The 14626-nt window shown below is 63.8% G+C and carries 13 protein-coding genes; 8 read left to right on the plus strand and 5 right to left on the minus strand.

The features are described from left to right. Window positions 1-2: 2 nt before the first annotated feature. Window positions 3-407, minus strand: a complete 405-nt coding sequence (locus VGG89_09880; protein HEY1976844.1) for a protease inhibitor I42 family protein — start codon at window positions 405-407, stop codon at window positions 3-5. Then, entirely contained in the window at window positions 407-721 is a 315-nt protein-coding gene (locus VGG89_09885; protein ID HEY1976845.1) for a DUF962 domain-containing protein, read from the minus strand. Before VGG89_09885 ends, VGG89_09880 begins: the two co-directional genes overlap by 1 nt. A gap of 45 nt (window positions 722-766) precedes the next feature. Here VGG89_09885 and VGG89_09890 point away from each other — a divergent pair, with 45 nt between their 5' ends. Next, the gene (locus VGG89_09890; GenBank protein HEY1976846.1) at window positions 767-1453 is read left to right on the plus strand and encodes a hypothetical protein; all 687 of its coding nucleotides are present in this window, start codon (window positions 767-769) and stop codon (window positions 1451-1453) included. Window positions 1454-1461: 8 nt separating this feature from the next. Next, the gene (locus tag VGG89_09895; GenBank protein HEY1976847.1) at window positions 1462-3819 is read left to right on the plus strand and encodes an MFS transporter; all 2358 of its coding nucleotides are present in this window, start codon (window positions 1462-1464) and stop codon (window positions 3817-3819) included. On the opposite strand, the gene VGG89_09900 is transcribed toward VGG89_09895, so the two are convergent. From VGG89_09900 to VGG89_09910, 3 genes are read right to left on the minus strand one after another with little or no spacing between them, the layout of a single operon-like run. Further along, window positions 3792-4871: a hypothetical protein gene (locus VGG89_09900; protein HEY1976848.1), complete on the minus strand. Its 1080-nt coding sequence runs from the start codon at window positions 4869-4871 to the stop codon at window positions 3792-3794. The two genes, VGG89_09895 and VGG89_09900, sit on opposite strands and share 28 nt — an antisense overlap. Then, entirely contained in the window at window positions 4871-7945 is a 3075-nt protein-coding gene (locus VGG89_09905; protein ID HEY1976849.1) for a TonB-dependent receptor, read from the minus strand. The genes VGG89_09900 and VGG89_09905 overlap by 1 nt, the downstream gene beginning before the upstream one ends. Further along, window positions 7942-8349, minus strand: a complete 408-nt coding sequence (locus VGG89_09910; GenBank protein ID HEY1976850.1) for a methylated-DNA--[protein]-cysteine S-methyltransferase — start codon at window positions 8347-8349, stop codon at window positions 7942-7944. The genes VGG89_09905 and VGG89_09910 overlap by 4 nt, the downstream gene beginning before the upstream one ends. Before the next feature lie 132 nt (window positions 8350-8481). Between VGG89_09910 and VGG89_09915 the strand changes: the two genes are divergently transcribed. The 6 genes from VGG89_09915 to VGG89_09940 are packed head-to-tail and all read left to right on the plus strand — an operon-like array spanning window position 8482 to window position 14625. Then, window positions 8482-9831 carry a S8 family serine peptidase gene (locus VGG89_09915; protein ID HEY1976851.1) on the plus strand — a complete coding sequence of 450 codons (1350 nt, stop codon included), beginning with the start codon at window positions 8482-8484 and terminating at the stop codon, window positions 9829-9831. Further along, a complete protein-coding gene (locus VGG89_09920) occupies window positions 9831-11198 on the plus strand; it encodes a S8 family serine peptidase (GenBank protein HEY1976852.1) in 1368 nt (455 codons plus the stop codon). Before VGG89_09915 ends, VGG89_09920 begins: the two co-directional genes overlap by 1 nt. A gap of 24 nt (window positions 11199-11222) precedes the next feature. Further along, window positions 11223-12647 (plus strand): S8 family serine peptidase, encoded by a 1425-nt coding sequence (locus VGG89_09925; protein ID HEY1976853.1) that lies wholly within the window; start codon window positions 11223-11225, stop codon window positions 12645-12647. A 3-nt stretch (window positions 12648-12650) separates the two neighbouring features. Beyond that, window positions 12651-13151, plus strand: coding sequence for a hypothetical protein (locus VGG89_09930; protein ID HEY1976854.1), 501 nt, complete (start codon window positions 12651-12653; stop codon window positions 13149-13151). A 6-nt stretch (window positions 13152-13157) separates the two neighbouring features. Continuing rightward, window positions 13158-13934: a glycosyltransferase gene (locus VGG89_09935; GenBank protein ID HEY1976855.1), complete on the plus strand. Its 777-nt coding sequence runs from the start codon at window positions 13158-13160 to the stop codon at window positions 13932-13934. Between the two features lies 1 nt (window position 13935). Next, the gene (locus tag VGG89_09940; GenBank protein HEY1976856.1) at window positions 13936-14625 is read left to right on the plus strand and encodes a class I SAM-dependent methyltransferase; all 690 of its coding nucleotides are present in this window, start codon (window positions 13936-13938) and stop codon (window positions 14623-14625) included. The last annotated feature ends 1 nt before the right edge of the window (window position 14626 follow it).

Consider the following 14626-nt stretch of genomic DNA (forward strand, 5'->3'; position numbering starts at 1 on the left):
AGCTATTGCACCGTTACGTTAAACGTCAGCGTTCTGACGGGCGGAGCGTTCGGCTCGAACGGCCGCCCGTAGGAGAAGTGGATTACCGTAGCGCCGCTGCGATTGGCGTGATAGATAAAAATCTGCTGCCCGCCGCCGCCAATCAATCCGTTACTCGGATTTTGATAGACGTTGCCTTCGTAGGCGAGAATCTTGCCGTCGTCGATCGCTTGCTTCCACGTATAGCCCGTCGCCTCGTTAGACGGCAGCGCGATGAAGAACTCCTCGCCGGCATCGACGGTCACCGGCTGGGAAGCGTCGGTAAACACCGGTGTATGCGGCGCCAACCCTAACAGTGCGAGAGCCGCTGTCATCCCGAGCGCAGCGAGCGTCAGCGAGCGAAGTCGAAGGGCAGGCGCACGTACCATTACGCTTCTCCAATGTGGGCGTACTGTTGGTCGATCGTACCGCGCAGCACGTGCCAAGCCATGAGATAATCCGCCGCGAGCGACGAAAGCGGGGCCCTAAACGTCTCGGGCTTGTTGCGCTCGATGACCGCGTGCGAAATCCAGGCGGGGCCGTAACCGGCTACGAGCGCCGCGGCTGCGAGCCAGGGTTTGCGCGTCGCCACGGACGCGGCAACCAGCGTCGTGGCGGCGAGCGTTCCCGCGACGTGCAAGGCGCGCGTCGTTGGGTGGCTGTGCGCCCGCAGATAGCGCGGCCAAAACTCTTGGAAGGACATGAGCTACGGGATACCCCGTGGGAGCGTCGAAATCCGGCCCCGGTCATGAACGTTTTGCGTTTGAGCTGGGCCGCTTGCGCCGCCGCGGTCGCGTTGGCTGCGTGCTCGGGCGGCCATCCGGGCGGTGCCCAGCCGTCGCCGAAAGCGACCAATCCGGTGAACTTCCCACTCTTCGACGGCGCCGAGGTGCTGTCGTCGCGAGCGTGGCACGAGACGATCTCGTCGCGTCCCGGCGTGGCCGACAGCGCGCTGCTCACGCAAGGTGCCGGTACCTACGACGGTCACGACGTCGTCGCCGGAACGCAGGCGCTAATGCCGTCGCTCGAAGCGTGGCTGCGCGATCTCGACGCGCATCCGCCCAGCGGATACACGTCGGCGGTGCGCGGCAACGGTATCGACGCGGTGCGCGACCACACGCGCGATCTCGGCATCGACTTTGCCGTCTTCGAGCGCCCCGAAAACGGCAAACAGCACGGCGTCGTCGTGCTCGCGGTCGATCCGCAGACGCTCGATCAGAAGGCGGGGCCGATGCTCGGCATGATCGGAAAGTTCAAACTGCTCCCCCAAACCCTGCGCGACTCGATCGACGGTCAGGCGAAGAAACAAACCGGTTTTTCCGTTACCGAGCTGACCAATCCGAACTCGCCGATCGGCGCAGCGATTCTAGCGCTCGATCAGCTGCGCGACTTCGGCGGGCGCGGCATCGTCATCATTGACGCCATTAAGCAGTAGCGAACCAGTTGAGTAACGGAACGGCTCGTTGGCGCGAGTACGGGCAATGGACGGTGCTCAACGCACTTTGGATTCCGCTGTCGTTCCAAGACGCGGCGCTCATGACGATCGCGGTGCCGGCCGCACTGCTCAAGCTCGCGCCCGCCCAGCACGTCGCCGCGCTCTCGGCGCTGGCAAGTATCGCGGCGTTTGCCGCGATGATCGTTCAGCCGTTTGCGGGCTGGTTGTCGGATCGGCTGCGGCGCGGCGGCGGCCAGCGCAAGATGTTCGTCGCGGCGGGACTAGCCGTCGACGTCGCGGCGCTGATCGCGGTTCCGTTTACCCATTCATTGTTTGCATTCAGCGCTTGCCTCGTTATCGCGGTTGCCGCCGCGAACGTCGCGTTGGCGGCGTATCAAGCGCTGCTGCCCGAGCTCGTCGAGCGAATCCATTGGGGGGCGGTCTCGGGCGTGCGGGGCGCGCTGACGCTCGTCGGTACGGTGCTGGGGCTGGCAATCGCCGGCAACGCTCCCGATCCGCACATCACGTTTATCGCTGCGGCCATCGCTCTTGCGATCTGTTCGCTGTCGCTGCTGGGCGTGCGCGAGGTCGAGTACGAAGAGCCCGGGCACGCGCACGTGCGCGACTGGCACGACTTCATGGTCGTCTTCGCCGCGCGCACTCTCGTCTTTTTCGGATTGGTGCTGCTGCAGACGTTCGTGCTCTTTTATTTCCACGACGTGCAGGGGCTGCCCAACGCTTCGGCGGGCACCGCGGTCGCTGCGTTCTGCACGATGCTGGGCGCTACCGGGTCGTCGATCTATCTCGGCATTCTCTCCGACCGCGCGCCGCGCAAGATCATCACGGCGATAGCCGGAGTTCCAATGGCGCTCGCGGCAATCGGCTTTGCAATCGCGCCGGCGCCGCAGTGGATTTTCTTGTACGCGTTTCTGTTCGGGATCGGTTTCGGCGGCGTTTTTTCCAGCGGCTGGGCGCTGGCGATGGACAGCATTCCGGCCATGCGCGACGTGGCGCGCGATCTCGGGCTGTGGGGCATCGCGACGAACCTGCCCAACGTGATCGCACCACAGATCGGCGGTTGGCTAATCGGCCTCTTTCACGGTACGCGCGACGGGTATCAAGCCGTCTTCGGGCTGGCGGGGTTTAGCTTCGCGCTGGCGTCGCTCTCGGTGCTGCGCGTCGGTCGTTATCCGATGTCGTCGATGTGGGGGATTCCCCTTCGCTTCGCCGCTATCGCTCCGACCTATTGGTGGAATCACACGGCCTGCCGCGTACGGCGCTTTGGAAGCCTTCCGCGCAAACGCGCGGCGAGCGTTCTTCTCGCTAACCATCAGCACGATCTCGAAGGGCAAGCGATCGTGGCCGACGCCTTTATGCGTGGTCCGTGGCGCCATCCCATCTACATGGTGAACTCGCGCCGGATGTTCGAGCCCGGATTCCTTGCCGTGCGGCTGCCCTTCGTGCGTTCGCTTCTGCGCAACTACAATGCCGCTCCGCTGTTCGGCGCACTCGGTATGATGCCGCTCGAGAACGAACTGAGCTCGCGCGAGATTTCGGCGCTGGCGTGGTCGATTCAGCGACGGCACGGTGCGCTGCCGCTGAGCGAGATCTTCGACGAAAAGACCGCGGCGCCGTTTGCGCCGGGGACGAAGACCGACGATCTGCTGCGCGCGGAAAACTTTGAACGATCGCACACGATCGTCAAGCTGAGCGCGCTGCGCGAGCCGTACCGCAAAGAGATTCTCGACGAGACCCGCGCCCTGGTTACCGAAGATTTACAGCGCATGGAGAACGTGGTGCGGCGTGGGGCGACGTTCTACATGACGCCCGAAGGGTTCTATTCGACCGACGGACGGCTAGGTCGAATAAAGGGCGTCTACGATCGATTGGCGCCGCATGCGACGGTCTATCTCGCGGGCGTCAGCTACGATCCGTTCGTCTCGAAGCGATTGTCGCTGCTGTACCGGATCGTTCGTCTCGACGATCGCGAACACTTAAAAGAGACGCTCGCGGCGATTCGTCCGGTGACGGCGAGCCATCTGCTGGGCGCGTGGCTCGAAGACCGCGCGCAGCCGTTTAGCGCGCAAGAGGCGATCGACGGCGTAACGGCGCGCCTGGGCGCCCTGCCGCCGCAACTTTTCGTCGATCCCGAGCTTCGGCGCAATCCCGCGCGTTTGGTGCGCGCCGCCCTTCCGTTGATGGTCGACTGGGGAATTCTGCGGCGCGACGGTGCCGCTTACGTCTTAAACGAGACGCGGGGTCACCCGCAGTTCCCGAAGGTGCAGGACATTATCGCCTATCAGGCGCGCTTCTTGGAAGAAACGATCGCCAACGCCGCTTACTCGACGACGATCACCGTCGAGTAAGTCAGATCGGCGCGCGCCGGCAGCCTGGGGCGCTGCTGCGTGTTGCCGGGCGGTCCGATGCCGAAATCGTCGTAATCGAAGCCGATGACCTGAACGTTGAGCAGATCGCCCTTGCAGAACGTCTTCGCACCGCCCTTACCGTAGTTTCCGAGATCGTCCGGAACGCGCAGCGTACCGCTCTTATCGAAGCGCAGGGTCGCAAAACCCAATCCGGTGTTGCACGGATTCGACGACGGCGCCGGCGGGACGTTCGCATCGATAATGTTCACGAGCGCTTGGTTCACGCCGCGCGGAAATCGAAGCGTCACGACCGCACCACCGCGATGGTCGGAATGCGCGGTGACGTTCGTAAAGCTCGGGAGCAGCGCCGGTCGAAACTCCGCGCTCGCCGTCTGCGTCGTCGCGCGGCCGTTTTGCGAGTACGTGACGGTTAGCGTGTACTTTCCGGCTGGGGGCAGCTTCTTGAAAGCGATCATATAGAAGCCTTCCGGCGAGCTCGACGGAATTTGCACGAGCGAGGAAAGCGCGCTTGCGGCCAGCGTCGTTGCCGGATAGGCCGGCGGTCCGCCGTAGAACGGCTCGGTGCCGCCGCCGAAGGTCAGTTTCGCCGCGACGTCGGCGAACTGCGGTTGAAACGGATAGAAGTTGATGCCGGCGCAGCTGCATCCCGGCGGTCCGATGCCGAAACCGTCGGCACCCGCTAAGACGCGCGTTTGCGTCGGCCCGACTTGAAATTGATTCGACGCCGCACCGATCGGAATCGCGGCTTTGCCGCTACCCGGATCCTTGGAGTGCTTGGGACCTTGCAATCCGAGCGGCCCGGTTAACGTCGCAGTCGTAATCGGAATCGCCGTGTATCCCTGCGCGCCGCGAAATGTTTCCAGCAGGTTTACGCCTTGATTGAGTCCGCTGAGGTTGGCCGTGCCGAGCGATAGCTGCAGCGCGACGCTGCCGCTGCCGGGGGGCGGTCCGCTCGTAATCGGCGGCGTCGTGTTCGCCTGTCCCGTGGTGCAGGCGGTCAGCGCAAGCGCGAGCAGCGCGCCGCGTTTCATCACAACGTAAACCTCGTGAAGAGCGTGTACTGACGCCCAAAGCCCGACGGAATCGTGAAGTACGGTCCGGCCGGATACGCCTTGACCGCTCCTTGTAAACCGAGCACGGGATTTGCGCCGGAGCCCGGGCCGAACGCACCGTAGCCGTTATTGACGTAGCCGGGATTGTAGTACGGATAGTTGGCGTAGTTGCCCAGAACGTTCTGCAGTTCGAATCCGACGGTGACGCGCCCGTGCTCGAAGCTGCGCGCGACGAGCAGGTTGGCAAACAGCGCGCGATGCGTGAGCGCACCGTTGAGCGTCGCGCTGCAGCCGCCGCCGGTCGCGCCGATAATGTGCGGATGCTGCGGCGTTCCGGGCGACTGCGGATCGACGTAGTAACAGAACTGGCTGCCGAATCCGCCGTAGAGATTGGTATTCGGGACGAACATCGGCACGCCGTTGACGTAGACCGGATCCATCGCCCAAATACCGATCGGATAGCCGTTCTCGAAACGGAAGATCGGGTCGACCTCCCAGTCCTGGTGATGGTAGTCGAGCGTCAGCGCGCCGGTCAGCGGCGACAAGTACGGCGGATGAAACAGCGCGCCCGTGGCGAGCAGCGCCGGCTGCACCGACGGGCGAAACGCGTTGCTCGTCACGTAGTTGACGAACTGGTTGATGTACGTGGCGTTGAGCTGCACCGAGAGCCCTTGCGACACTTGGCGCGAAAGCTGAAACTCCAGGCCGGCGGTTTGCGCGGCGCCTTGGTTGGTCACCGAGATCGTTCCCGGAATGACCGCGCCTTGCCCGGTAACGGTAACCTGCTGGCTGTTGACGATCACGCCGTAGTCGCGCCGGTCGAAAAACGTGAGCTTCAATCCCACGTCGTGCGCGAATGCGTGCTCGAACGAGAAGTCGTAGCTGTCGGATTGCTGCGGCCGGGAGAAGCTGACCGGATTGACGCCGAAACCCTGCCACCACGCGTTGACGAGCTCGTCGTAGTAGTTCGGACACGCTGCGTGAAAGCCGGCGCTGGGGCCGCCGCAAATCGAAAGCGTGGCGGGATACTGCTTGTATCCCAGCGGCGGCGTGTACTCGGAAACGAGTTGAAAGAGCGGCGCGAACGTCGCCGCGTGTCCGTAACCGGCCCGCAGCACCGTGTCGCGTTTGCGCCCGATGGTCCACGTCGCGTAGGCGCGCGGATCGAGCGCGTTGGCCTCGTACGTGCCGGCCGCGGTGGGCACCGTTTGGCGATCGTAGCGCACGCCGGCCTGCAGCATCAAACGATCGGTGGCGTTCCAGTTGTCGGTTGCGTAGAACGACGTCCGGTACATGTCGTTGTCGATCGTCTCGTTAAACGCCGGATAGCGCTTGCCGTAGAAGACGCCGGGCGTTCCGGCGGAGCCTGAGGTCGCGGCCAAGTACGGATCGGCGGGAAGAAAGTCGGCGATCGTCGGCCCGGCGAAGACGAACGTGGGCGAGACGACGTATCCAAGCAAGTTGGCGCGCGAGAAGCGCGAGTCGACGCCGGCCGAGAGCAAATGGTTGTTGCCGATGACTTGCTGGAGGTCGACGGCGTACCCCGTGTTCTGCGTCGCACGCGTGACGTCGTTGTCGGAAAACCCGATCGACGGTAATCCGTAGCCGAAAAGCACGTTGTTGGGATCGTTGAAATCGTCGACGACGTCGTTCTGCGTGCGGTAGACGCGGGCGTTGAGATAGGTGCGGGAGCTCAAGTTGCGCGAGTACGCGATCTTCATCAGATCGTACGTCGTCACTTCGTTGGGAACCGCGCCGATCGGCTGATTGGGCGCGCTCTGTCCGGGAAAGAACGGCATCAGCCCGAGCGTGTCTTTTTGCGACAGCGAGGAGTTGGTGGCGTTCAGGTTGAGAATTGGAATGCCGAACTTTTGCGCTTCGACGCCCAGCAGCTGCGGCGTCGCAGCGTAGATTTGCTGGTACGCGGCCTGACCGGTGTAAAACGGGTAGGTCTGCGGATCGATGCCGTAACCGCCGGTTTCTTTGTTTGCGCCCCACACGCCCCAGAGTTGTATCGTATTGGCATCGTCGCGGCCGAAGTGAATGAGCCCGTTGACGACCGTGTCGTTGGTGGTCTCGAACTGTACTTGTCCGACGGTGTCGGGGAAGGACGTCGACGATCCGCCGTAGGTGTTGCCGTACGGCGGCGCCGTGACGCCGCCGAAGTCGCGTCCGTAGCGGCCGCTCACAAACAGCGAGTAACGTTTGTTCGGAGTCGCCGTACCGAACTCGAAGTCGAGATTGTGCTCGAACGCCGGTCCGCCGCCTTCGAACTGCACGAAACCGCTCGACGGATAGCTCCCCGCCTTGGTGACGATGTTGACGAATCCCGAACCCGAGCCGCCCTTGCTTGCGTCGCCGGGGCCGGCCGTTAGGTCGACCGCCTGCGAGCCGTTGAGAATGGTGTTGTTGATGAAGTAGCCGGTAATCGGATCGGTGGCGTCGATGCCGTCGAGCTGATAGCCGATTTGGTTCGCGAGACCGCCGCGTATCGCGGCGAAACCTCCGACCAATCCGCTGCCCGACGAGCCGCCGACGAGCGTTGAACCCGGGAGCGTGTTGAGCAGCTGCGCTTCGTTATCGAACGCCGGTAAGCCGCCGAGTTGCGATTGTTCGTGCGGCGTGACCACGTATACGTCGACGGGCTGATGCGCTTGCACCGGAAACGATGCGGAATGCGTCGTCACGCGCGCGATCTCGCGCAGCGTCTCGCGCTCAAGCGCGACGTCGATGGTCAGGTTCGAATCTTGCGTGATCGTGACTCCGGCTTCGTGGAACGCGCGATAGCCTTTGACGTTCGCGTCGAGCGCGTACGTGTCGGGAATGATGCCGACGATCGAGTAGAACCCGTGCGCGTCGGTAACGGCCTTGTAGCTTCCCGAGGGTGCGGTGATCGTCACCGCGACACCCGCCAACGGCCTGCGGTCGACCGAGTCGAAGGTAAGCCCGTGCATTGACCCGACCGTCGCAGCGGGGACTCGCGCCATCATTGCGGCGGCAATTAGCAATGTCACCCTGAGCGTAGCGCCGTAGGCGCGAAGTCGAAGGGTCATACCGGCAGTTTGCCGCCGGCGAGCGCTCGCCCCTTGCGCTCGAAGGCAACCAGCGCTAGGCGGGCGCCGCCCGGCGTCGCCCCCTTGACCCGGCCGTCGGCTCCCACCACCCGGTGTGCCGGCACGAAGAGCGCGATGGGCGTGCGCCCCATTGCCATTGCGACGCCGCGGTGTGCCAGCGGCCGGCCGATCGCGCGCGCCACGTCGGCGTACGAAACGAACTCGCCGAACGAAAGCCCCGCGACGCATTCCCACACGGCTTGCGAAAACGGCGTTCCGTCAAACTTCAACGGAAGATCGAAGCGGCGCAACCGCCGCGCGAAGTAGGCGCGCACTTGCGACGCCGCTTCGGCCAGCAGCGGATCTGCCGTGCGCCGCGCGGCCGGGGGGCGCTTACTTCGCACGAATCGCGCGGCAACGATGGCGCCTTGCTCGCTTTCTATCTCGAGAGCGAACCGTAAAGGTGTGAGTATCGTTAAACCCATAGGTATGGACGCCGCGGCATGCTAAAATGCTCCTCTGCGGGAGGCCCGTTTTTGATTGGTTTGATCGTACGCGCCGTTGCCATTTCGTGCATTGGTGCGTTGGCCGCCTGTTCCGGAGCGCTTCCGGGGCGGGGTATTCTCGCGCCTAACTCCGAGGGGCTCGGTCCCGACGACGGTTACTATCCGCTCGCGAGCGCCGCCGCGATGCGTCCGGTGTGCCCGCCCGCCGAGGCGCCCGGCGAGATGCGCTGTTTTGCGTGGATGCGCACCGATCTGCACCCGCAAGCGCAGTATGGGAAAGGCATTCCCAAAGGCGTCGGGTACACGCCCGCGCAGATCGCCGACGCGTATGGTCTCGATACGAGCAAAGGCGGCGGTCAGACCGTCGCGATCGTCGACGCGTTCGGCGACGACACGGCGGAATCGGATCTTGCGACGTATCGCCAAGCCGCGGGTCTACCGCCGTGCACGATCGACAACAGATGCTTGCGCATCCTCAACGAAGACGGACAGCCGTCGCCGCTTCCGCCGCAGCCGAAGACGTCGTCAAATACAATCGGATGGGCGTTTGAAGAAACGCTCGATCTCGACGCGGTATCCGCTGCGTGTCCGAAGTGCAAGATCGTGCTGCTGCAGGCGAGCAAACAGTACAGCAACTCGCTGTATAGAGCCGCCGCGACGGCGGCGCGTTTGGGAGCCAACGTCATCACCAACTCCTACGGCGGCGGGGAAGCGCTGCCGGCGGCGCCCAAGGCGTTCGAGCAGCCCGGGCACGTGTACGTCGCGAGCGCCGGCGACTACGGCGGCGGTGCCAGCTACTACAGCGGTGTGAACTACGGCGGTCCGCAAATGCCGTGCGCCTACGCCAACGTCGTGTGCGTCGGCGGCACGCGGCTAACGCACAAGAACGGAAAATGGCATCAAGTCGTGTGGAACGATCTTGCCGACGGCTCGTGCGGCAGCGGCTCGTCATCGTGCGGAGCAACGGGAAGCGGCTGCAGCCAGATTGTTCACAAGCCGTCGTGGCAAACCGACAAAGGCTGTACGTGGCGCAGCGAAACCGATATCGCCGCGACCGCGAGTCCGTTCGCGCCGTTTGCCATCTATAGCGCGCTCTTCAAGAAGCTCTACGGTTCGGGATGGCAGCCGTTCGGTGGAACGAGCCTCTCCGCGCCGTTGATCGCCGGTATGTTCGCGCTCGCCGGAAACGCTTCGACGCGCCATGGCGCCAAGGAGATTTGGCAGAAGCACGGCGCGCTCAACGACGTCGTCAAAGGAACGAACATCGATCCTCCCCTCACCGGTGCGTGCGCGTCGAGCGCTACGTACATCTGCGTCGCCGGCCCCGGTTACGACGGACCGAGCGGCTGGGGCACACCCAACGGAACAGGAGATCTCTAATGCAGCGCCGTTTGCTCGCGCTCGCCATTCTCGTTGCGATGACCGCGTGTTCGGGACACTCGTCCGGCGGCGGCATGCTGCCGTCGACGCCCGAGAGTACGACGCTCGCACAGCCGATCGACGATCTCGACGCCGGATTGACGCCCGCCAACGGCTACTATCCGATGACGACGCCCAGCGCCGCGCGGCCGATGTGTCCGCCGTCGCCGCGCCATACGTTTCGCTGCTTCGGCTGGATCCGCACCGATCTCGTCGCGGTTGCGCGAGGCGACGGAGTTCCAGCCAATGTCGGCTACACGCCGTCCGAAATTCAGTCGGCGTACGGTCTCGACGTCAGCCGGGGTCGCGGTCAAACGGTCGCGATCGTCGACGCATACGGTTACCGGGCAGCGGCGACGGATTTAGCGGCGTACCGAAAAGCCGCGAAGCTGCCGCCGTGTACCACCGCCAACGGCTGCTTAAAAATTCTCAATCAGTTCGGCGCAACGGCACCGTTGCCGGCGCAGCCGCCATCGACGGGTATCGGCTGGCTGTACGAACAGTCGACCGATCTCGACGCCGTTTCCGCCGCGTGTCCGCTGTGTCACATCACGCTGGTCGAGGCAACCAATGCGCAAACGCTTTCCACGGCGGTTGGGGCGGCGCTACGCCGGAGCCACATCGTGAGCATGTCGTGGGGCGGCCCCGAGTCGGGACAGTCGCCGAACTCCGGCCTGCCGTCGCACGGTTACGCTCTCGTCGCCAGCGCCGGCGATTTCGGGGGCGGGGGCTTGCAGCAGGCCGGCGGACCCGCCAATCGGGGCGGCCCGCAGATTCCGTGCTCGTGGGCGACGGTCGTGTGCGTCGGCGGAACGCGTCTAACGCACAGCGGAGCCGCGTGGACCGAGACCGTCTGGAACGACGAAGCCTTTCGCCAGTGCGGCAGCGGCACGGCGCCGTGCGGTGCGACCGGGAGCGGGTGCAGCCGGATCGTTCCCAAGCCGGCCTGGCAGCACGACGTAGGCTGCCGCATGCGGTCGTCGGTGGACGTCTCCGCCGACGCGTCGGTCCGCACACCGTTTGCGGTCTATAACTCGAACTTTAGAAGCCCTTCCACGCCGTCTCCGTGGGCGGGCATCGGCGGAACGAGCCTGGCAGCCCCGTTGATCGCGGCGGCATTTGCCTTGGCGGGCAACGTCGCCAGCCGGCATGGCGCGATGGAGCTGTGGCAGAAACACAACGCCCTGCGCGACGTCGTCACAGGCAGCAACGTGTACCTGCCCGTTACCGGGCCGTGCGCGTCGAGCGTCCCCTACATCTGCGTCGCCCGCAGCGGCTACGATGGTCCGACGGGCTGGGGAAGTCCCAAGGGCACGTCAAACTTCTAAGAGCTACTCCCGGAGGTACACACAGTGAGGCGTTTTCTCATTGTCGCCATGGCTGCCGTAGCAGCGGCGGCGCTGGCGGCGTGCAGTCACTCGTCGCTCCAGCAATCGCTCATACCGTCGGCGCCGAACGCGCAAGTTCCGAGCGCGGTTTCGGAATTTACTCCGATGAATCAAGAAGAACTTCGAGTGATGGAAGTGCCGAGGTATCGCGCGTGCCCCGCGGCGGCGCGCGGTCACTTTGAGTGTTATGCGATTCTGAGCGCGGCCTCTCTGGATGCGACGCTGCCGCGATCTTCGTCGTGCCAGCACGAGCCGGGCTGCTACGAGGCGTCCGATTTGCAGGCAGCCTACGGCGTGACGAGCGCGGCGCAAACGGGCGGCAAGGGCGTGACCGTTGCCGTCGTCGATGCATTCGGCTATAAGGGCGGCTATAAGGGCGCGGCTAGGGATCTTGGTTTGTACCGAAAGTTGTCCGGTTTGCCTGCGTGCGGTAAGGGCTGCTTCAAGATCGTGAATCAAAGCGGCGGAGCAAAGTTACCCCCGGCGGCCTCGGGGTCTAACGCCGGCTGGATGGCCGAACAAATGCTCGACATCGACATGGTGTCGGCAATGTGTCCAAACTGCAACATCCTGCTCGTGCAAGTCAATTCAACGCAAGACATGGATCTCGTGGCCGGCGTAACCGCCGCTCTGAAGACGGCCACGATCGTCAGCAACTCCTGGGGTGGGGCCGAGTTTCTGCCGACCTACCCGACGTTCGATTCGCACCCGGGCAAAGTTATTACGGCAAGTGCGGGTGACGACGGCGCGGGCGCGCCGGTGAGCCAGGGCGGCAACAGTCCCGAATCGCAGCCATGTGGATTCGCCGGCGTCGTTTGCGTCGGCGGAACGTCGCTGATGGTCAGCAACGGCGTGTATCAAGGCGAGAAAGTGTGGCAAGATTTTCGCGTTACGAACAGCAGCGGGACGCAAAACTACGGCGCGACCGGAAGCGGCTGCTCCGCCATGGTTGCCAAACCGTCGTGGCAAAAGGATAAGGGTTGCAAGAAGCGCTCGGCGGTCGATATTTCCGCCAACGGGGATCCCGGCACGGGCGTCGTGATAGCCTGTACTCCGTGTGCGGCACTCTATCACTTTCCGAACGCGTATATTATCGGCATCGGCGGCACCAGTGAAAGTTCGCCGATAATCGCGGGTATGTACGCGCTCGCCGGTAACGCGGGATCGCTATCGAGCGCTCCTCAAAGGATCTGGACGAGTTCCAAGAGCAGCTTCCACGACATCACCAGCGGATTCAACGATTCGGGTAAGCTCAATCCCCCGCTGCAAAGCGGCGACACCCGAACCGGACTCATCTGCAAGAAAGCGATCGCGTATATCTGCAAAGCAGGCCCGGGCTACGACGGTCCGAGCGGCTGGGGTTCGCCCAAGGGTCTCGGCGCGCTCTAAGCGATGATTCGAACGGCGACGTTCGCCGTCGCGATGACGATGGGGCTGCTCGCGGTGTGTGCCGCGGCAGCCCCATCGCGCGACGGAGCGTCGATCGTCGACTCCGGATCGACCAATACGGCCGGCTACACGATCGACGTCTGGTCCGACGGCAGCGCGTCGGTCACGTATCAAAATCGCACGAATGCGGCGGCTTCACCCAAGTCGTTTACCGTCTCGCCCTCGCTGGCCGCCCGGTTTTTTGCCGCCCTCAAAGCGGCGCGTGCCGGCAAACCGCGAGTCGAACCGTGCATGAAGAGCGCCTCATTTGGAACCTCCACGCACGTGCGATGGCACGGCTGGACCTCTCCGGATCTCGACTGTCCGCCGAGCGATAAGCTGACGTCGGCCATCGTCGACGACGTCAACGCGATTAGTGCGGCCGGCAAGGTCGCGGTACCGGTACGCGGCGGCATGTTTCCCGGCGGTCCGCCGCGGGTGATCGTCAGTCCTTTGCCGACATAATAGCTCGTGGACGACCGCATCGCGCTCAGCATCGTCATTCCGGCGTATAAAGAAGCGCATAAAATCGCCGCGGACGTCGAAGCCGCCGACGCGTTTTTAGCCACGAACCACATCGGCGGCGAAATCATTCTCGTCGACGACGGATCTCCCGACGGCACGGCACAAACGGCACGCGACCTGCAGCGCAGCTATTCGGTGCTGCGCGTCGTTTCCTACCAACGCAATCGCGGAAAGGGACACGCGATTGCCGTCGGCATGGCTCAGGCGCGCGGCGACTTCGTCATGTTTGCCGACGCGGGCTTGTGCGTGCCCTACGACGTAGCGGTGATCGGCCTCAAGATGCTCGAGCTGGATATGTGCGACATCGCTCACGGCTCGCGGCGCATGCGCGGCAGCATCGTTAAGGCGCAGCCGTTTTACCGCCGATTGGGCTCGCAGATCTTTCGGATGCTCGTGTATACGGTGGTCGGTATTCCGTCCTCCATTTCGGACACGCAATGCGGCTTCAAGATCTACCGGAGGCCGATCGCGCAGCACCTGTTCGGACAGATCGTCACCGACGGCTTCATGTTCGACATTGAAGTCATCTTGCGCGCGCTCAAGGAAGGGCATCGGATCTTGGAGTTTCCCGTCCTTTGGAGCAACGACGCCGACACGCGTTTTAATCCCGGCAGCGGCTCGCTGCGCAATCTCAAGGAACTCGCCCACATTCGTTGGGCGCTTACGATGGAGCGCGGCGCGCCGTCGCAGCGCGAAGCGGTCGTTGTCGACGAAGTGGCCTAAGGTGCTTGCGCCGTTGACGGCGGAGCAGGAGCGCATCAGCAACGAGTTCATGCGCGAGTGGCTCGAGGAGCTTCGGCAGCACTACTCGATCGCCGAGCGATTCAGTCACGGTTATCCCGTTACCGTTTCCGATTTTCCGTTCGTTTCGACGCTCGAAGTCGGTGCGGGCCTGGGCGAGCATCTGCACTACGAGACCTTGAGCGCCGAACAGTTGCGCAACTACACGGCGATCGACCTTCGTGCGAACATCGTCGAGGCGCTGCGGGCGGCGCTTCCCCAAATACGCGTGCTGCAGGCCGACTGTCAAGAACCGATGGCGATTGCCGCCGGGTCGATCGACCGCATTCTGGCCATCCACGTTCTCGAGCATCTTCCGAATCTGCCGGCGGCGGTCGAAGAGCTGCACCGCGTCTGCGTCAAGCCGGCCGGGCGGCTGATCGTCGTGATTCCCTGCGAGGGCGGCTTCGCGTACTCGCTCGCGCGCAAGATCTCCGCCGAACGATTCTACAAGCGGCGGTTCGGCGGTTCGTACAAGTGGCTCTATTCCCGCGAGCACATCAACCTTCCACACGAAGTTCTCACCGAGCTCGAGCGATACTTTACCGTCGAGCGCCGCTCGTATTTTCCGCTGCCGTTCTTACCGGCAACGACGATGAACCTCTGCATCGGCCTGCGCCTGAAACCGAGGTAAC

The organism is Candidatus Baltobacteraceae bacterium (assembly GCA_036488875.1).
In the GTDB taxonomy this organism is placed as follows: Bacteria; Vulcanimicrobiota; Vulcanimicrobiia; order Vulcanimicrobiales; family Vulcanimicrobiaceae; genus JAFAHZ01.